This window comes from Streptosporangium nanhuense, from assembly GCF_059358815.1.
This window is the reverse complement of sequence record NZ_JCADBG010000018.1, coordinates 170,168-188,725: the sequence shown is the minus strand read 5'-3', so window position 1 is coordinate 188,725 and position 18,558 is coordinate 170,168. Positions and strand designations below refer to the sequence as shown.

Annotated in this window: 16 protein-coding genes; 5 read left to right on the top strand and 11 right to left on the bottom strand. The window is 71.3% G+C overall.

What is annotated here, in order from left to right:
• The first annotated feature begins 253 nt into the window (after nucleotides 1-253).
• The gene (locus AC5L38_RS30840) at nucleotides 254-1,528 is read left to right on the top strand and encodes a glycerophosphodiester phosphodiesterase family protein (RefSeq protein WP_495246309.1); all 1,275 of its coding nucleotides are present in this window, start codon (nucleotides 254-256) and stop codon (nucleotides 1,526-1,528) included.
• Between the two features lie 98 nt (nucleotides 1,529-1,626).
• Nucleotides 1,627-2,421 carry a class I SAM-dependent methyltransferase gene (locus AC5L38_RS30835; protein WP_495246308.1) on the top strand — a complete coding sequence of 265 codons (795 nt, stop codon included), beginning with the start codon at nucleotides 1,627-1,629 and terminating at the stop codon, nucleotides 2,419-2,421.
• Between the two features lie 35 nt (nucleotides 2,422-2,456).
• On the opposite strand, the gene AC5L38_RS30830 is transcribed toward AC5L38_RS30835, so the two are convergent.
• From AC5L38_RS30830 to AC5L38_RS30805, 6 genes are all read right to left on the bottom strand, one after another.
• Complete coding sequence (locus AC5L38_RS30830) at nucleotides 2,457-4,559, bottom strand: xanthine dehydrogenase family protein molybdopterin-binding subunit (protein ID WP_495246307.1); 2,103 nt, start codon at nucleotides 4,557-4,559, stop codon at nucleotides 2,457-2,459.
• On the bottom strand, nucleotides 4,556-5,638 hold the full coding sequence (locus AC5L38_RS30825; protein WP_495246306.1) for an FAD binding domain-containing protein: 1,083 nt from the start codon (nucleotides 5,636-5,638) through the stop codon (nucleotides 4,556-4,558). Before AC5L38_RS30825 ends, AC5L38_RS30830 begins: the two co-directional genes overlap by 4 nt.
• Nucleotides 5,635-6,225 (bottom strand): 2Fe-2S iron-sulfur cluster-binding protein, encoded by a 591-nt coding sequence (locus AC5L38_RS30820; RefSeq protein ID WP_495246305.1) that lies wholly within the window; start codon nucleotides 6,223-6,225, stop codon nucleotides 5,635-5,637. The genes AC5L38_RS30825 and AC5L38_RS30820 overlap by 4 nt, the downstream gene beginning before the upstream one ends.
• A gap of 230 nt (nucleotides 6,226-6,455) precedes the next feature.
• Nucleotides 6,456-7,481 (bottom strand): ABC transporter permease, encoded by a 1,026-nt coding sequence (locus AC5L38_RS30815; protein ID WP_495246304.1) that lies wholly within the window; start codon nucleotides 7,479-7,481, stop codon nucleotides 6,456-6,458.
• An 83-nt stretch (nucleotides 7,482-7,564) separates the two neighbouring features.
• Nucleotides 7,565-9,190 carry a sugar ABC transporter ATP-binding protein gene (locus AC5L38_RS30810; RefSeq protein WP_495246303.1) on the bottom strand — a complete coding sequence of 542 codons (1,626 nt, stop codon included), beginning with the start codon at nucleotides 9,188-9,190 and terminating at the stop codon, nucleotides 7,565-7,567.
• The gene (locus AC5L38_RS30805) at nucleotides 9,187-9,861 is read right to left on the bottom strand and encodes a DUF2291 family protein (RefSeq protein ID WP_495246302.1); all 675 of its coding nucleotides are present in this window, start codon (nucleotides 9,859-9,861) and stop codon (nucleotides 9,187-9,189) included. Before AC5L38_RS30805 ends, AC5L38_RS30810 begins: the two co-directional genes overlap by 4 nt.
• Nucleotides 9,862-10,699: 838 nt before the next feature.
• On the opposite strand from AC5L38_RS30805, the gene AC5L38_RS30800 reads away from it, so the two are divergent.
• The 3 genes from AC5L38_RS30800 to AC5L38_RS30790 all read left to right on the top strand — a co-directional run bounded on the left by AC5L38_RS30800 (nucleotide 10,700) and on the right by AC5L38_RS30790 (nucleotide 13,810).
• Nucleotides 10,700-11,617 carry a hypothetical protein gene (locus AC5L38_RS30800; protein ID WP_495246301.1) on the top strand — a complete coding sequence of 306 codons (918 nt, stop codon included), beginning with the start codon at nucleotides 10,700-10,702 and terminating at the stop codon, nucleotides 11,615-11,617.
• Nucleotides 11,618-11,630: 13 nt separating this feature from the next.
• Nucleotides 11,631-12,482, top strand: coding sequence for a class F sortase (locus AC5L38_RS30795; protein ID WP_495246300.1), 852 nt, complete (start codon nucleotides 11,631-11,633; stop codon nucleotides 12,480-12,482).
• 182 nt (nucleotides 12,483-12,664) lie between these two features.
• Nucleotides 12,665-13,810, top strand: coding sequence for an acetyl-CoA C-acetyltransferase (locus AC5L38_RS30790; RefSeq protein WP_495246299.1), 1,146 nt, complete (start codon nucleotides 12,665-12,667; stop codon nucleotides 13,808-13,810).
• Between the two features lie 134 nt (nucleotides 13,811-13,944).
• Here the strand turns inward: AC5L38_RS30790 and AC5L38_RS30785 are convergent, their stop codons facing one another.
• The 5 genes from AC5L38_RS30785 to AC5L38_RS30765 form a co-directional block, all read right to left on the bottom strand.
• Nucleotides 13,945-14,145: a hypothetical protein gene (locus AC5L38_RS30785; protein WP_495246298.1), complete on the bottom strand. Its 201-nt coding sequence runs from the start codon at nucleotides 14,143-14,145 to the stop codon at nucleotides 13,945-13,947.
• A 380-nt stretch (nucleotides 14,146-14,525) separates the two neighbouring features.
• Nucleotides 14,526-15,935, bottom strand: a complete 1,410-nt coding sequence (locus AC5L38_RS30780; RefSeq protein ID WP_495246297.1) for a sensor histidine kinase — start codon at nucleotides 15,933-15,935, stop codon at nucleotides 14,526-14,528.
• The gene (locus AC5L38_RS30775) at nucleotides 15,935-16,621 is read right to left on the bottom strand and encodes a response regulator transcription factor (protein ID WP_495246296.1); all 687 of its coding nucleotides are present in this window, start codon (nucleotides 16,619-16,621) and stop codon (nucleotides 15,935-15,937) included. Before AC5L38_RS30775 ends, AC5L38_RS30780 begins: the two co-directional genes overlap by 1 nt.
• A gap of 154 nt (nucleotides 16,622-16,775) precedes the next feature.
• Nucleotides 16,776-17,285 carry a hypothetical protein gene (locus AC5L38_RS30770; RefSeq protein WP_495246295.1) on the bottom strand — a complete coding sequence of 170 codons (510 nt, stop codon included), beginning with the start codon at nucleotides 17,283-17,285 and terminating at the stop codon, nucleotides 16,776-16,778.
• Nucleotides 17,286-17,492: 207 nt separating this feature from the next.
• Complete coding sequence (locus AC5L38_RS30765) at nucleotides 17,493-18,203, bottom strand: class I SAM-dependent methyltransferase (protein WP_350970973.1); 711 nt, start codon at nucleotides 18,201-18,203, stop codon at nucleotides 17,493-17,495.
• Between the last annotated feature and the right edge of the window lie 355 nt (nucleotides 18,204-18,558).

The window sequence follows — 18,558 nt, the reverse complement described above, 5'->3', positions numbered from 1 at the left end:
ACCGGAACCGGGGGGCGCGTGGCCGTCCGTTGACCCCGGTTTCCCTTTCCCGCACCGAGGAGTGAGCGATCGATCGCTCACTCTTTTTTGATCGACGACATCGGGAAACACTTAGGGAAATGTCCCAAGAGACGGTCATATGGTGTTATCTCAGTGATAATCGCTTCTGATCGTTAATCGCATCTCCGGTACGGGTATAGCCGTTTATGCGAATGTGTCTCCCCCGCTGAACCGGAGCGAGGGGTGTACACAGGTGAGCAAGGCGCGGGCCGGTGTGCTGGCCGTATTCATAGGTATCGCCGCGATCGGCGCCCTCCACCACGCCGATTCGACGGGCACCCGATCCGTGAGCCCCTCGGACGAACGATCCGGTGGTTCGACGGCCGGGCGGCACGCGGATCCCACGGGCGGCCGGGCCGCGAGTTCCACGGACACCTCCGCGGACAGTTCCACGGACAGGCGGGTCGCGAGGTCCGCGGCTGAGCGTCTCGCGAACCCCGAGGCCAGGCATTTCGGCCGCCACGAGATCGGGCCGATCGTCATCGCGCACCGTGGGGCGAGCGCGTTCCGGCCCGAGCACACGCTTCTGGCCTACACGGTCGCCATCTCGATGGGCACCGACTACATCGAGCCCGACCTCGTCTCGACCAAGGACCACGTGCTGGTCGCCCGGCACGAGAACGAGCTCTCGGCGACGACCGACATCGCCAGGCACCCCGAGTTCGCCGACCGCAGGACGTCCAAAGTCATCAACGGCATCCGGCACACCGGCTGGTTCACTGAGGACTTCACGCTGGAGGAGCTGCGTACCCTCCGCGCCAGGGAGCGCTTCCCCAAGGAACGGCGGGACAACACGGCGTACGACGGGACGGAGCGGATCCCGACGCTCGACGAGGTGATCCAGCTCGCGCAGAAGCACGGGGTGGGCGTCTACGCCGAGACCAAGTTCCCCACCTACTTCTCCTCGATCGGGCTGCCGCTCGAGGAGCCGCTGCTGGAGGCCTTCGCGCGCCACGGCTGGGACGACGAGCGGGACCCGGCCTTCATCCAGTCCTTCGAACCCGGGAACCTCAAGCGGTTGCGTCCTCTCACCCGGCTGCGGCTCATCCAGTTCGTCGGCGCGACCGGCGCCCCGTACGACCTCGCGAGCGCGGGTGACTCGCGCACCTACGACGACATGGTCACGCCGGAGGGGCTGCGGGAGATCGCCGCGTACGCCGACGGCATCGGGGTGGTCACCAAGCGGATCGGCCCCGGCGATCCCGGAGGTCTCGACGGGAGGCCGGTGTCGCCCGCGGAGCTCGTCAGGAACGCCCAGCGGGAAGGGCTCCTGGTCCACGCCACGACGGTTCGCAAGCTCGCCGCGCGGCTCCGGGCGGAGCTCAGGGGCGACGCCTCCGGCGGGCGGGCCGACGAAGAGGTGAGGAAGTGGCTGCAGCGCCTGTACCGGCTCAGGGTGGACGGAGTGATCGCCGACGACCCCGGCCTGGCGCGCGCCGTACGGGACCGGCTGCGCACCGGAGGCTGACGCACGCCGACCGGCCGCCGCGGGTGCCACCGGGGCCGGCGCCGCGCGGACGGCCGCCCGGTCCCGGCGATGCGGGGACCCCGGACTACCGTGGGTCTGTGAACGGTTCCTCTCCTTTCCGGGACGTCGATCCCGAGGTTCTGGCGACGCGGGCCTCCTCGTTCGGCAGCGAGGCGGAGGCGTACGCGCGGGAGCGGCCCGACTACCCCGGCGCGGCCGTGCTGTGGGCCCTGGAGCCGGTACGCGGGCGCGAACCGCTGCGTGTCCTCGACCTGGCGGCGGGGACCGGGAAACTGACCACCGTGCTGTCGCGGTACGTCGCCGACGTCGCCGACCTCCTCGCGGTGGAACCCGACCCCGCCATGCTCGGCGAGCTCCGCCGCCTGCTGCCCGGCGTCCGGACGGCGGCGGGTACGGCGGAGGAGATCCCGCTGCCGGACGGGTCGGTCGACGCGATCCTCGTCGGGCAGGCACTGCACTGGTTCGACCTCGATCGGGCACTGCCCGAGATGGCGCGGGTGCTGGCCCCGGGCGGGGTGCTGGCGGGCCTGTGGAACCTCGACGACGACGAGGTTCCCTGGGTGAACGGGCTGAAGGAGGTCTCGAAGAGCTCGGTGTCGTTCCGCCGCTGGCGGCCCGAGTCGATTCTCGGGCAGGGGCCGCTCTTCCCGGTGATCGAGCACACCCGGTTCCCGCACAGCCAGCGCCGCACCGTGGAGTCGATGGTGGCGACGATCCGCACGCACTCGCACGTGCTGACCCTCCCCGAGGCCGAGCGGACCGAACTGTCGGACCGGGTCGCCGGTTACCTGCGCTCCGTCCCCGAGACCGCGAGCGGCGAGTTCGATCTCCCGATCGTCACCGCCGCGGTCCGCGCCGTCCGCCCGGTCTGAGGAGAGCGGGACGAGTCCTGGGCGAAGGTGTCCCGTCACCCGGCGCGCATGGCCGCCCGTACCCGCTCAAGGGTGATCGGCAGGTCGCGCTGCCGGAAGCCGGTCGCGTGGAAGACGGCGTTGGCGATCGCCGCTGCGGTGCCGACGATCCCGATCTCACCGATGCCCTTGGCACCGACCGGGTTGAGCTCGTCGTCCTGCTCGTCGATCCAGTGGGCCTCGATCCCGCGGACGTCGGCGTTCGCCGCGATGTGGTACCCGGCCAGGTCGTGGTTGACGAAGTCGCCGAACCTGGGGTCCAGCACCAGTGCCTCGTGCAGGGCCATGGAGATCCCCATCGTCATGCCGCCGAGGAACTGCGAGTTCGCCGTCCTGGCGTTGATGATCCGGCCGGCCGCGAAGATCCCCAGCAGCCGCCCGACACGCACCTGCCCGCTGTCGATGTTCACCATGACCTCGGCGAACTGCGCCCCGAACGAGTGGCGTGCGAGACGCTTCCACGCGGCGAGGTCCTCGGCGGTGTCCGCCCGTGCCTCCAGGCCCTCCGGGGGGACCAGGCCGGACCGCTCGTCGAGATCCTTGACCAGCGCCCGGCAGGCCTTGCTCACCGCCCAGCTCCAGGAGGCGGTGCCCATGGACCCCCCGGCGAGCGCGGCGGGGCCGAAGACGCTGCGGCCCACCCTGACCGTGACCCGGTCCATCGGCACGCCGAGCTCGTCGGCGGCCACCTGGGTGAGCGCGGTGCGGGCGCCGGTGCCGATGTCGGCCGCGGCGATCTCGACCACGAACCTGCCCGTGGGCTCGGCGTAGGCGGCCGCGGTGGACGCCCTGGTGTAGACGGGGTAGGTCGACGCCGCGACGCCGGTCCCGACGAGCCACCGGCCTTCCTCGCGGACGCCCGGCGTGGGGTCGCGGTCGGCCCAGCCGAAGCGCGCCGCCCCCTCACGCAGGCAGGCGACCAGGTTACGGCTGCTGAACGGGAGTCCCGACCCGGGGTCGACCGAGGGCTCGTTGACGATCCGCAGCTCGACGGGGTCCATCCCGAGGGCGTACGCCAGCTCGTCCATCGCCGACTCCAGGGCGAACATCCCCGGAGCCTCGCCGGGGGCGCGCATCCAGGAGGGAGTCGGCACGTCCAGCCGCAGCAGCCGGTGGGCGGTGTGGCTGTTGGGCGCCGCGTACATCATGCGGCTGGGCGTGACCGTCTGCTCGGTGAACTCGACGAGCTTCGAGCTCTGCTGGAGCGCGTCGTGCCACACCGCGGTCAGCCTGCCGTCGCGCTCGGCCCCCAGGCGTACGCGCTGCACGGTGGGCGTCCGGTAACTGACGAGCGGGAACATCTGCTGCCGGGTCATCGCCACCTTGACCGGTCGCCTGACGGCGCGGGCGGCCAGTGCCGCCAGCACGGTCGGCGGGCGGGGCGCCCCCTTCGACCCGAAACCGCCGCCGACGTGGTCCGCGACGACGCTCACCGCGCTCTCGGGCAGGCCGAACAGCCGGGCGATCGCGGTCGCCGACCCCCACGGGGCCTGGTCGGCGTTGTAGAGCGTCAGGGTCTCGCCCTCCCAGAACGCGATCGTGGCGTGCGGCTCCATCGGGCTGGCGTGCTCGGCCGGGGTCGTGTAGGCGGCGTCCACGCCGACCGGCGCCGCCGCCAGGGCGCTCTCGGCGTCGCCCCGGTCGACGGTCCCCGCGAAACCCGCGTTGACCTTCTCTGGGGAGGAGATCCGCGGGTTGCCGGTATCCAGCACGACCTCGTACTCCTCCTCCTCGTAGTCCACGCGCACCGCCGACGCCGCCTCGCGGGCACCCTCCAGGGTCTTCGCGACCACGGCCGCGACGATCTGCCCCCGGTAGGCGACGTCGGCCGACTGCAGGACGGCCAGCTCGGCGTCCTGCACGGGGCGCAGCCGGGAGACGTTGCCGCTGTCCAGCACGGCGACCACCCCCGGCATGGCCAGCGCGGCGGCGCCGTCGACGGAGCGGACCCGCCCCCGGACGATCGTGGACTGCACCGGCCAGACGTAGAGGGCGTCCGGTACGGGGTACTCGTACGCGTAGCGGGCCACGCCGGTGACCTTGTCGCGTCCCTCGATCCTGACCGGTGTCCCGCCCACCACCTTGTCGAGCGTGGTCATCCTCGCTCCTCCTCGCCGAAGTCCCCGGTGAAGTCGCCGGTGAAGTTCCTGGTGGAGCCCCCGCCGGGATCCCCGTTGAGGTCCCCGCCGGGACCCCCGGTGAGGTCGCGGACGCTCGCCGCGATCAGGTCCCCGGCCAGATCGATCTTGAACTCGTTCTGCGGGAGGGGACGCGCCGCCGCGAACTCCGCCTCCGCGGCGGCCAGCAGCAGCGCCCTGGTCGGCCTGTGGCCGGCCAGCATCCCCTCGGCGTCCCGGGCCCGCCACGGCACGGGGGCCACCCCGCCCAGCGCCAGCCGGATCTCCCGCAGCGAACCGCCGGCATCCGTCGCGACCACCGCCGCGACCGAGACCACCGCGAACGCGTAGGACCAGCGGTCGCGGACCTTGCGGTACAGCATGGCCGCGCCGTCCGGGGGCGGGGGCAGCTCGACCCCGGTGATCAGGTCGCCGGGCTCCAGCACCGTCTCCCGCTCCGGGGTGTCGCCGGGCAGCAGGTAGAAGCGGGAGAGGGGCACCGCCCGCTCGCCGCCCCCCGCGAGCCTGATGTGCACCACGGCGTCGAGGGCGGCCATCGCCACCGCCATGTCGGAGGGATTGGTGGCCACGCAGGAGGCGGAGGTGCCGATCACCCCCAGGTCGCGGTGGGCGCCGCCGATCGCCGAGCAGCCGGTGCCGGGCTCGCGCTTGTTGCACGGCCTGGTGACGTCCTGGAAGTACAGGCAGCGCGTGCGCTGCAGCAGGTTCCCGCCGGTGGTGGCCATCGACCGCAGCTGCCCGGAGGCCCCGGCCAGCACCGCCTGCGAGAGCGCGGGAAAGCGTTCCCTGATGCCCCGGTCGCCGGACAGGTCGCTGTTGCGGACCAGCGCGCCGATGAGCACGCTCCCGTCGGCCCGGTGCTCGATCCGGTCGTACGGCAGCCCGGTGACGTCCACCAGCGTCGCCGGCCTGGCCACGCCGAGCTTCATCAGGTCCACGAGGTTGGTGCCGCCGGCCAGGAACATCGCGTCGGTGCCGTCGAGGACGGCGGTGGCGGCGGCGCCGGGGTCGGTGGCGCGCTCGTAGGTGAAGGGCCTCATCGCGCGCCTCCGGGATCGCGTCCGGACAGGATCGGCTCCGGGCCTCCCTCGCCGGCCACGTCGAGGACGGCCTCGACGATCCCGGCGTAGGCCCCGCAGCGGCAGAGGTTGCCGCTCATCCGTTCGCGGACCTCCTCGGCGTCCAGGGCGCCGCTGGAGGCGACGCCCGCGGCGACGTCCGCGGTGACATGGCTCGGCCAGCCCCGTTCCGCCTCGTCGAGCGCGCCGATGGCCGAGCAGATCTGGCCCGGCGTGCAGTATCCGCACTGGAAGCCGTCGTGTTCGAGGAACGCCTGCTGCAGGGGGTGCAGATCGTCCGCGCCGGCCAGGCCGGCCACCCCCTCGATGGTGACGATCTCCTGCCCGGCGGCCATGACCGCGAGTGTCAGGCAACTGTTCACCCGGCGGCCGTCCAGCAGGACCGTGCAGGCCCCGCACTGCCCGTGGTCGCATCCCTTCTTCGTCCCGGTCAGCCCGAGATGCTCCCTCAGCGCGTCCAGGAGGGTCACCCGGTTGTCCAGGGAGACGGAGTGGTCGGCACCGTTGATGCGCAGCGTGACATCGCTGCTGAACGCTTCGACTGCCATGCGTTTATCCTGTCAATTCCCCGACAATGGGGGGATTTCTAGTTAATCTGAAAATCAAAAAGAAGCGGCAATCGTGGTGCTTCGAGAATCACGGCGGAACCAAGACGGCACCAAGAGCGGGGATACCCGTCCAGGGCCGTCCCGGCCCCTTCCGTGCCGGTGAGCCGGGACGCGCGACCGCGACCACGGGCTCGGGCCACGGGTCACGTCTCGATGGGAGAGCGGGCCGGTCAGCCCGGCCGCCTGCCCGCGGCCATCGCCGACACGGCGGCCCCCCGGCGCTGGAACCGCCGCCGGCCCTGATCCAGCATCACGACGAGGACGAGCACGGTCCCCTTGACGACGATCTGCCAGAACGCCGACACGTCCATGAGCATCAGGCCCTCGGCGAGGAGGGCGACGACGCAGGCGCCGACGAGGGTGCCCCACACCGTGCCGCGCCCCCCGCCCAGCGCCGCGCCGCCGAGGATCACCGCGGTGATCGCGTTGAGCTCGTACGTCTCACCGGCCAGCGGTGTCGCCGAGGTCAGCTCCGAGGCGATGACGAGCCCCGCGAGCGCGGCGCAGGCACCGGAGATCACGTACACGGCCGTCCTGACGCGGTCGACCGGGACCCCGGAGAGCTCCGCGGCCCGCTCGTTGCCGCCCGTGGCGTACAACCACCGCCCGAACGGCGTCCTGGTGAGCAGCAGCGCGACGGCGGCGGCGAGGATGACCGCGATCCAGATCGCCAGCGGGAGGCCCAGCGCGCGCCCGTTGCCGAGCACCTCGAAGCCGGTGTTGCCCAGCTCGGGGTTGCCGCCCAGGTTGGGATAGGTCAAGCCGCCGGAGATCAGCAGCGCGATTCCCCGCGCCACGTACAACATGCCGAACGTCGCGATGAACGGCGGCACCTTGAACCGGGTGATGACGACGCCGTTCACCAGGCCGGCGAGCATGCCGACCGCGACGCAGAGCACGATCACGCCCCACACGGGCGGGTAGGCGACGGCGTCGGCGAACCTGAGTTCGAGACCTTCGAGCAACTCGCCTGCGACGACCCCGGAGAGCCCGGCGATCGATCCCACGGACAGGTCGATGCCGCCCCTGATGACGACCAGCAGCACGCCGAGCGCGATCACCGCGTTGATCGCGACGTGCTTGGCCGTCATGACGAGGTTGGGCACGGAGAGGAACGCGTCCGACAGCAGGCCGAAGACCACGACCAGGGCCACGAGCGCGATGACCGCCCGCAGCTCGAACAGGCCGTTCACCACGGAGAGACGGCGGGCCTCGGCCGCGGTCCTCCCCGGCGGGGAGTGGCCGGGCGACGCCGGTGCGGGGGGTGTTTCCCGAGGTGTCACCCCGCACCGCCCCTGTCCGTGCCGATGTCCAGGTCAATGTCCGGGTAGACGTACGTGCCCGGGTAGACGCCCGTTTCCCCGCCGTACTCGTCGCCCTCGTCGATGGAGGTGCCGTCCGCCACCTTCAGCAGTTCCTCCCGGGTCGTCGCGCCACGCCGGAACTCGCCGGCGAGAACCCCGTGGGAGAGCACCAGCAGGCGGTCGGGGACGCGCAGGGCCTCCTCGGCGTCCGAGGTGGCGAAGAGGACGGCCAGGCCGCGTTCCGCCTGCGCGGCGATGAGCTCGAAGATGTCCGTCCTGGCGCCGACGTCGACGCCGAGCGAGGGCTCGTCCAGCAGGAGCACCCGGGGGTCGGTCAGCAGTGCCCTGCCGATGACCACCTTCTGCTGGTCGCCGCCGCTCAGCGACGCGACGGGCGCCTCCGGACCGCCGGTCCCGACGTTGATGTCGGTGATCGTCCGGCGGACGGCGTCCCGCTCGCGGTCACGCGAGACGAGCAGCCGCCGGACGAACGCGCCCAGTCCGGCCAGGGAGAGGTTCTCCCCGACCGACATCGTCCGGACGAGTCCGTCGCGCCACCGGTTCCCCGGGACCAGGACCACGCCCCTGGCGACGCGGTCGCGGATTCCCATGCCCTCCAGCGGGGTGCCGGAGAGCAGGATCCGGCCCGACTGCGCGGGGATCCGGCCGGCGAGCGCCTCCAGCAACTCGGTGCGGCCCGAGCCCGTCAGGCCGTAGATCCCCACGATCTCGCCCTCCCTCACGGTCAGGGAGAGGTCGTCGACGGCGAGGCGGCCGGGGTTGGCCGGGTCGGCCACCACCAGGCCCCGCAGGGCCAGCACTTCCTCCCCGGTGACCGGGACGTCGCGCGGGAACCGGTCGTCCCGGCCGCGGTCGGACATCCGCTCCACGATCCACCGGACGCCGACGTTCTGGGCGTCCGCCGTGGCGACCGGCCGCCCGTCACGCAGCACGACGACGTCGTCGGCGATCTCCAGCGCCTCCTCCAGGTGCGAGGAGACGTAGACGATCGCCACGCCGTTGGAGGTCAGCTCCTTGATGACCCGGAACAGGACCCTGACCTCCGGGGCGGTGAGCGCCGAGGTGGGCTCGTCCATGATCAGCACTCGCGCCTCCTGGAGGAGCGCCCGCGCGATCTCGACGATCTGCTGCTCGCCCGGGGTCAGGTCGCGGACCAGCAGGTCGGGATCCAGGTACTCCTCCAGGCTGTGCAGGATCGCCGCGGTGGTGGCCCGCTGGGACGAGCGGTCGATCAGCCAGGGGCCCCCGCGGATCTCCCTGGCCAGGAACAGGTTGTCCTGGATGCTCAGGTTGGGGCAGAGGCTGAGCCCCTGATGGACGATCGCGACGCCCCGGTCGGCGGCGTCGCGGGGCGACGCGAACCTGACGGGCTCCCCGTCGAGCTCGACGTGGCCGGTGGTGGGGTGCTCGATCCCGGACAGGATCCTCATCAGGGTCGACTTGCCCGCCCCGTTCTCGCCGAACAGCGAGGTCACCCGGCCGGCGGCGACGTCGAAGTCGACCTCCCCGAGCACTTGCGTGTCCCCGTACACCTTGGTGACGTCGCGGGCGCTCAGGACGGTGGCGGTCAGGATCCTCACGAGATCTCCCTGATCGAGACCGGGGTGATGGTCACGACGGAGGGGGTGAGGAAGCTGAAGGCCCCGACGAAGGAGATCTCCTTGCCCTTCAGCCGTGGCACGTCCAGGTTCCCGAGCAGCTTCTCCCGCATCCGCTCGTTCAGCGCGGTCGCGGCGTCGGCGTACTCCACCTGGTCCATGAACTGCCCGAAGCTGATGAAACCCACCACGTCACGCAGCGCCGTGCCGTTGATGACCGGGCCGACCTGCAGCGAGACCCGGGTGTCCGGGGGAAGGCCGGGCACGGTCACGTGCATCAGCCCCGACGTCACCGGGCCTGCCTTCCCGGTGCCCTTGACCGCGAACGTGTAGGGGCCGGTGCCGTGCCGGACGCCGTAACGCTTCCCGGCCTCCTCCATGTCGGCGTGCATGGCCCTCACCAGTACGGGCAGCTCGACGGCCTTCCTCTCGACCGCGGGCACGACCCTGTCCTCGTACACCCGCGCCCCGTACTCGGCCGGGTCGAAGCGCCGCTGACCCGCCGCCGCGACCGACTCGGCCGAGCGGTACTGGGTGCTGAGCCCGACAGCCGCCAGGATCGCCACCGCCAGGGCGACGGCGATCCATCCCGCCGGGATCCGCCGGCGGGGCGCCTGCCCGCCGCGCGCCCGGGATGCGGCCGGCGTGCTCATCTCAGTCCTTCCAATGGGGAAACCTCACAGGTGATCGCTGATCCATCCGCTGGGAGAGCCCCGGAAGGGACTCGTGGCCGGGCGGGGGGAGGGTTTCCGGGAGAGCCCCGGGGATGATCGTCGCTGGTCGGAGGGCGTTCGGCGGAGCCCTCCGGACGGCGCGCCGTACCGCCGGGATGTCCTCGCGCCCGCGGCCCGCCGGGACGGGGCACCGTGGGTGCCCTTCATGACCCGTATACCCGTTCGCACGTCTTCCACCGATTCCTCTCCGAACGGGAACCGGTCGAGCCGTCCGGCGTCGTCCACCCCGCCCGGTGGGCTCACGGGCGGGCACGGGATCCCGGCCGGGTGGACCGGGTCGATGATCACGGCGTCTGTTCCGCCGAAATATTTCAAGAACCCATAGTGATATTCGGAGCGTCCGAATCGGGCCCACCGTAGGTTCCACCCTGCCCGATGACGCGCCCAAAGGGTGATCTTTAAGCGTGGCCGCACCATGTTTGACCTGGTTTTTTCTATATATCCAGGCTCTGATTGCCAACTCCGGTCCGGCTGCCCGCCAGGCGGCCGGATTCGCGAGGGGACCCCCGTCCGGGCTCCGTGAGGTGCCCGCCGCGCGTTTCGCGTCCGGATGGAGGCCCGCCCGACCCACCGTCACGGGCTTTACCGATGTACGGTGTCGTTTGCTGTGAGATAGATGGGAATTTATGTCCGTTTAGCCGACTTGCTCGCGCGCCAGGGTCTCTGTTCGTAGGATCTATGCCGAACCTTGACCACGACGTGTAAGCCTCGGCGGCCGGTGTGAGGCCGGTCGATCAAGCTGGAACGAGGAGAAACTGTGCTGAAGTCCAAGACGCGGCTGCGCGTCGCGGTCAAGACGGCTGTGGTCGCCGCGGCGGGCGCAGGCATCTTCGGTGCGTTTCCCGCGCTCGCCTCCATCTACGCCGCTCCCAAGCCGGTGGCCTACACCTGCACGCCCGCCGCCGGTGGGGCGCCGGCGACGTACACGCTCCAGATGGACCTCACCGGCCCGACGGCGGCGACAACGAACTCGCCCGTGGTGGCGACGTGGAAGATCGCCCCGTCCCCCTCCCTCAGCGCGCCCGTGGCCGTGACCACGCCCCTGTCCGTCGCCGTCGACGCCGAGATGCGGATCGAGTCGACTCCCACGATGCCCGCCGCGGTCCCCTCGGAGATCCGCGCGGTCACCGCCAGCGCTCCCGCCGCGACGATGTCGGCCGGCCAGCCGCTCACCCTGCCGACACTGCTGGTCACGGTGACTCCCACCGCGACCGGCGTCGTGGCCTTCAAGCCCGACGCCTTCACCGTGTTCCTCGACTCCGCGACCGGAACCTCGCCCACCGAGGTGTTCGACTGCTCCCTGGTGGTCGACGCCGCGGCGTCGGCCCAGGTCTCCGCCGCCGCGCTGCGGGTGACCGTGGGGACGGCCAGCCCCAGCGCCAGCGCCAGCCCGAGTGCCAGCCCGAGTGCCAGCCCGAGCGCGACCCCGTCCAACTCGCCCTCCGCGACCCCCACGCCGACCCTCACCGTCACCCGGACCAAGACCGCCGATACGAGCCCCGACCCCGACTCCGACGAGCAGATCGACGAGACCCCCAAGGGCGCCGCCTCCACGGGCGGCGGCGGCGACGCCGGGCCCGACGCTCGAATGATCATGTTCAGCGGTGTGCTGATGGTGGCCCTCGCCGGAGTCGGCGGGCTCGTGCTGCGGCGTCGCACCGCCGGTCGCGGTTGATCGGGGTGGCCGGATGACCACCCCACCTCAGGGCGGCTGGCCGCCTCCCGGGCCTCCCCAGGGGCCGGTGCCCCACTACCGGCCGGTCCAGCCGCCGTACCCGCCGCCGGTCCACCCCCAGCAGTACGGCTCGCCGTACGAGGAGTGGCCCGGGCAGGCGCCCGCCGGGGGCGGCCGGATGATGCGGTCGGTGCTCATCCTGGCCGGTATCGCCGGAGTGGTCACGGTGCTGGTGGGCCTGCTCTACATGCTGGCCTCGCCCGAGGAGTACGGCCTGGCCGACCAGCGCACCACGCTGCCGCCCCGCGACCTGGCCGCCGCGGCGCCGGCGAACCCCTACTTCCAGGCGCCCCCGACCGTGCCGCCGCCCCTGCCCAGCCTGCCCCCGGCCCCGGCCATGCAGCCCTCGTCCCCGGTGCGCCTGGTCATCCCGCGGCTCGGGGTCAACTCTCCGGTCAGGTCGGTCGGGCTCGACAGGAAGGGCGCCATCGAGGTGCCGCCGGTCGGCAACCCGAACCTGGTCGGCTGGTACCGCTCGGGTCCCACCCCCGGTGAGGCGGGTCCCGCGATCATGCTCGGGCACAAGGACACGCGCTCGGGCAGCGCGGTGTTCAGCCGCCTCGACGAGATCCGCCACGGCGACGTCATCGAGGTGCACCGCAAGGACGGGATCATCGCCGTCTACACCGTGGGCGGCCTGGAGCAGGCGGAGAAGTCGGTCTTCCCGACCCAGCGGGTGTACGGCCGGTCGCCGACCCCCCAGCTGCACCTGATCACGTGCGGCGGCACCTACGACCGCTCGACCGGCCACTACACCGACAACGTCATCGCCTACGCGACCATGACGAGCACCAGGAAGGCCTGAGCGGACCGCTCGGGCCTCGGGGCCGTCTCCGGTTCCCCCCGGCGCTCCGTTCCGGAAAAGCCCGATGCCGTCGCGGGGGGCGGCTCCCGCTTCGGGCGCAGGCGAAAGTTCTGTTGTAACCTCCTACTAACCGAACATTGCTCGGTTTCGCAGGCAGCTCGGTTCCGTAAGCAGGAGGCACTGTGGCAGAGGCGTACATCGTCGGGGCGGTCCGCACCCCCGTCGGCAAGAAGAAGGGCGGTCTGTCCACCGTCCACCCCACCGATCTGGCCGCGCACACCCTCGGCGCGCTCATCGAGCGTACGGGCGTCGACCCGTCCGCGGTCGAAGACGTGATCATGGGCTGTGTCATGCAGTTCGGCCCGCAGAGCATGGACATCGCGCGCAACGCGTGGCTGTCGGCAGGCCTTCCGGAGAGCGTCGCCGGTGTGACCATCGACCGCCAGTGCGGCTCCTCCCAGCAGTCGATCCACTTCGCCGCCCAGGGAGTGCTCTCCGGCACCCAGGACCTCGTCGTGGCCGCCGGGGTGGAGTCCATGAGCATCGTCCCCATGGGGTCGAGCATCACCGCCGCCCTGGAGAAGGGCATGCCCTTCCCGTTCGGGGAGAAGTGGGTGGAGCGGTACGGCAAGCAGGAGATCTCCCAGTTCCGCGGCGCGGAGCTCATGTGCGAGAAGTGGGGCCTCAAGCGCGAGGAACTGGAGCGGTTCGCGTACGAGAGCCACCAGCGGGCCTCGAAGGCCGTCGCGAACGGCTACTTCAAGGACCAGATCGCCCCGATCAACGGTGTCGAGGACGACGAGGGGCCACGTCCGGACACCACGCTGGAGAAGATGGCGTCGCTGAAGACGCTGAAGCCCGACGGCATGATCACGGCCGCCACCTCCTCGCAGATCTCCGACGGCTCGGGAGCGCTCCTGATCGCCTCCGAGCAGGCCGTACGCGACCACAACCTGACCCCCAGGGCGCGCATCGTCACGCTGGCGCTCACCGGCGACGACCCGGTCTACATGCTGACCGCGCCGATCCCGGCGACGCAGAAGGCGCTGAAGAGGGCGGGCCTGTCCATCGAGGACATCGACGTCACCGAGATCAACGAGGCGTTCGCCCCCGTCCCGCTGGCGTGGATCAACGACCTGGGCGCCGACCCGGCCAAGGTGAACCCGAACGGCGGCGCGATCGCCCTGGGCCACCCGCTGGGCGGCACCGGCGCGATCCTGATGACCAAGCTCCTGCACGAGCTGGAGCGGACCGGCGGCCGGTACGGGCTGCAGACGATGTGCGAGGGCGGCGGCCAGGCCAACGTCACGATCATCGAGCGTCTGTGACCCCGACGCCCGGGCGTCCGTGAAGGTGCCGGTGAGACGGGGAAGGCCCCGGTCCTGGATTCCAGGACCGGGGCCTTCCGCGTCTCCGTGAGTTTCCGCGGGTTTCCACGGGTTTCCGCGAAGGGACTCGCGGGTCAGCGGCCACCCCTGCCGGGGATCCGGCGCGGCTGCTGGGTCGGCCTCATCGGCGTCGGGGGCATCGGCAGGTGCCGGGGAGCCGGGGGCACGACGTGCTCGGGGAGCGGGGTGCCGGTCTTGGTGGTCTTGGCGGGCTTGGCGGTCTTGGACTTCCCGCCGCGCTTCTGCGCGAGTTTGTGAGCAGGGTGAATTCGCATATGGACTCCTTGAGGAATGCGACGACGCGGTGAGAACCCGGGTCGGAAAACTCAGCTGCCGCGTCGGACGAACGGGGCCGGAAGGCTGAGTGCGGGCGGATCGGCGAGGGCCGATCGACGCCGGCTCTTAGGAGTTAATCCACATGCGGACGAACATACGGCGCCCCTCGGAGGCGTGCAACCGATTTATCGGCGACCGGTTCCGGGCCGCGCTCACCCGTCGAAACCGGCCGGTCCGGTCAAGGGCCCGGTCCGGTCAAGGGCCTGGTCCGGTCAAGGATCCGGTCCGGTCAAGGATCCGGTCCGGTCAAGTATCCGGTCCGGTCAAGGGCCCGGTTCTCTCAAGACCCACTCCGTGAGACCCGCGGATCCCGTCGGAACTAGGCGGCGGGACCGGCCGGCCCCGCCGGAGCGGGGCGCTCGGGAAGCTCGACGTGGACGCGGGTGCCCTCTCCGGGGGCCGAGGTGATCCGGCAGTCGCCGCCGTGCGCGTCGGTGATCGCCTTGACGATCGACAGCCCCAGCCCGGCACCGTCGGGCAGCCGCTCCCCGCCCCGGTGAAAGCGGTCGAAGGCCCTGTCCACCTGCTCGGCGGACATCCCGGGGCCGTCGTCGGAGACCTCGATCAGCGCACCGCCGGGTGTCCGCCGCGCGACCCGCACGGTGGCCGTGGTCCCGGCGGGTGTGTGCGTCCGCACGTTCGCCAGGAGGTTGACCAGGACCTGCCGGATCCTGGCCTCGTCGGCGACGACGGTCAGCGACTCCGGGGCGTCCACGACGATCAGCGACTCCGGGTCGATGGCCGTGCAGTCCGCGCTCACGTCCCACGCCACCGAGGCCAGATCGGTCTCCGTGAGCTGGAGCCCGGCGTTCCTGTCCAGGCGGGCGAGGTCGAGCATCTGGCTGACGAGATCGCCCATCCGGGTGGCCTCGGCCTCGATCCTGCCCATGATCCTGGGCAGGTCCTCGGCGCGCAGCGCCCCGGTCCGGTAGAGCTCGGCGTACCCCCGGATGGTGGACAGCGGGGTCCGCAGTTCGTGCGAGGCGTCGGCGGCGAAGCGGCGGACACGCTCCTCCGACGCCCAGCGGTCCCTGAAGGCCTCCGCGATCCGGTCGAGCAGCAGGTTCACGGCCGTGCCGATCCGCCCGACCTCCGAGGGGCCCTCGGGCATCCGTACCGACAGGTCGCCCTCCCCGGCCATGTGGTACGCCGCCCCGGCGATCCTGGCCAGCGGTGCGAGACCCCTGGTGATCAGGGCGCGGCCGGCGAGCGCCAGCACCAGGATCAGCGCGCCGCCGGTGAGCAGTTCGGCGATGACGAGCCGGCGGATCGGGGCCTCGACGGACTCCAGCGGGACGGCGACGATCACCAGCCGGTTGCCCTGCCTGGCCTCGGCCACCCGCGCGATCATGCCGTGGTCGCCCGTCGTGCCGAGGTCGAACGCCTCCCCGCTCTCGGCCAGGGCCCTCAGGTGGGCGACACCGAGACTCTCCACCAGCCGCGGTACGGTCGTGGCGGCGGGCGCGTCCCCGTTGACGAGCCTGGCCCGGCCCGTGTTGAGGTTCATCGCGGCCACGGCGTAGGTGGACCCGGTCAGGGTCTGCGCGAGGTGGCCGCCGGGGGCGGCGACGATCCGCTTGGCGGCGGTCGTGGTGGCCGCCCGCAGCTGCCCGTCGAGCCTTTCCATCAGGTGCTCGCGCAGGACGAGGACGCTCACGAGGGACAGCGTCACCAGCAGGGCCGCGCTCACCGCGAGCAGGCCCGCGAGCAGCCGCGCCCGCAGCGACATCAGGTGCCCTGGGGCGGACGTAGCGCGTAACCGACCCCGCGCTGGGTGTGGATCAGCGGCGGGCCGAGCGGGTCGAGCTTGCGGCGCAGGTAGGAGATGTACGTCTCGACGACCTGCGACGACCCCCCGTAGCCCCAGACGTGCTCCAGCAGCTGGCGCTTCGTCAGGACCAGGCCGGGATGTTCCATCAGGAAGGCGAGCAGCCGGAACTCGGTGGGGGAGAGGTCCAGCGCGACCCCGGCCCGCCGCGCCTCCCAGCGCGACTCGTCGAGCTCCAGGTCCGCCACCCTGAGCGTCCCGCCGGGGTCGTCGGAGACGGCCGTCCTGCGGAGCACCGCCCGCACGCGGGCGACGAGGGCCTCGACGGAGAAGGGTTTGGTGACGTAGTCGTCGCCGCCCAGGGTGAGGCCGCGCACGGTGTCGGTGGGGGTGTCCCTGGCCGTCAGGAAGATCACCGGGGTGTGCAGGCCCGCGGTCCTGATCCTCCGGCACACCTCGAAGCCGTCGACGTCGGGGAGCATCACGTCGAGCACGATCAGCGCGGGGGGATCGCCCTCCACCGCGTCGAGGGCCTCCCTGCCGGTCGCCACGCCCGTCACCCCGAAGCCGTGGAAGCGCAGGGCGACCTCGACGATGTCACGGATGTTGGGGTCGTCCTCGACGACAAGGATGCTGCGCTCGTTCATGGGGGCCCCATTCTTGCCTACCGGCCCGTGCTTCGTCCTGTTTCGTAGCTGTTAATCCTCAATCAGAGGCCGCCGCGAAGCGGTGGAATCCCGGCGCATCTCGGTGATCCCACCGCTTCACGGTCGGCTTCCGCCAAGCCTCCGGGGTCCCCGGTCAGCTCCCCGGGGTGGTGGCCGGCGGGTCCAGGAGGGCGCGGTTACGCGGTACGAACACCGCGGCGGCCGTCGGGTCGGTGGAGGTGGGAACGCCGATCACGAAGACCCCGTCGCCGACGACCAGCTTGGAGAGGTCGGCGCGGACGCCGAGCCTGCGGATCCTCGTGGACGTGTCGAGGTTCCAGTTCCAGACGAGGCCGTCCTTGCTCTTGACGGTCAGCCTGTTCTCGCCCTTGGCGGTGATCACACCCCGCTGCCAGGTGTAGTCGATGAACGTGGCCTTCCTGTCCCTGACGGTGGCCCGCCCGTGGACGCCGACCACCCACAGGCTGTAGTGGGAGCGCAGCCGCGGCCCGTGAAGCGTGGAGTCGGCCTTGAGCAGCTGGTCGGCGATGGCGGTCACGCCGGTCGGCACCGGGGCGGTCGTGTCGGTCGCCCAGGCCGTGGAGCCCGTCAGCATGATCGACGCCGTAATGGCCGCGGCGCCGAGTGCCAGTTTCCTCTTCATGATGGTCCTTCCGGGAACGTCTCCCGGTGGGGGAGACGCCGACCAGGCAATCGCCCCGGACTGTGATCTTTGGGGGAGGATCCTGGGAATTCCCTGAGAGCCGTGAAAAGGCGAGGGTCGTGAAAAGGCGGCGCGCGGTGCCGCTCCCCTTTCCGGGAGCGACACCGCGCGCGGGTCGTTGTGGGTCGTGCGGGCGCCTGCCCCGGCCTACTTGGGCACGCGGGCGACGCAGAAGACGGTCTGCCCGAACGGCGGGCGGACGAAGCGCTCGATGAGGCGGGTCAGGGGGACCACCGTACGGTCGTAGATCTTGACCAGGCGGGGGTCGGGGTAGCCGACGCCGCCGCGGCGGACGGCGGCCCACCAGGCGATGCCGCCCAGGAAGTTGATCGGCTTGAGCACGTCGATGTCCAGGCCCGCCTTGGAGACCGTGCTGCGCAGGGTGGCGGGGGTGTAGCGGGTGACGTGACCGACCTTGCGGTCGAAGTCTCCGTACAGCTGCATGTAGCCGGGCACCCAGATGACGATCCGGCCGCCGGGGAGGGTGACCTTGGCGAGGGAGCGCAGGGCCTCGACGTCGTCCTCGATGTGCTCCAGGACGTTCATCATCACGACGGTGTCGACCTTCTCGCCGATCGGGATCTCGGTCGGCAGGCCGAACTGGAGCACGTCGATCTCGTCGCGCCCCTCGAAGCGCTTCTGCAGCTGCTCCACGCAGTAGGGGTCGAAGTCACTGACCACCAGCCGGTCGAGGCGAGGCAGGAACGCCTCGGCGAAGTGGCCCAGCCCGGAGCCGATCTCCAGCATGGACCGGCCCACGTGCGGGGCGACCATGTCGAGCTCGTACTGCCGGTAGTTCTTGGCCTCGTCCCCACCCAGGTGGTTCTCCAGGGCCTCGTCACCGGCCGCGGGTTGCACTACGCGGTCATACCCAGACATGCGGTTCCGTCCAGCTCGCTTACGGAAGGGCCGCGGCGAGGCCACGGCCAGGGACAGCCAGAGTCTAGTGGCGCTTCCCTCGCGGCGTTCCCTTAAACGCTTCACGACCGGGGCCGCTCCCCGGGACGAGGACCCTCCCGGCGGGCGGCACGCCCTTCGTTCCCACCCCGATTACCGGCTCCGCCGAATCAGCCATAAAGCACCAGCATTTCCAAGCCTCACGCCGTACGGAGGAAGTTCGACCTCGACCCGGCGGTGAGATTTGCACCGGGGGAGAAGGAAACCCCCCTGGGAAATGGCGGGCCGCCCGGTTCGTGATTTGGAAACGATGCGA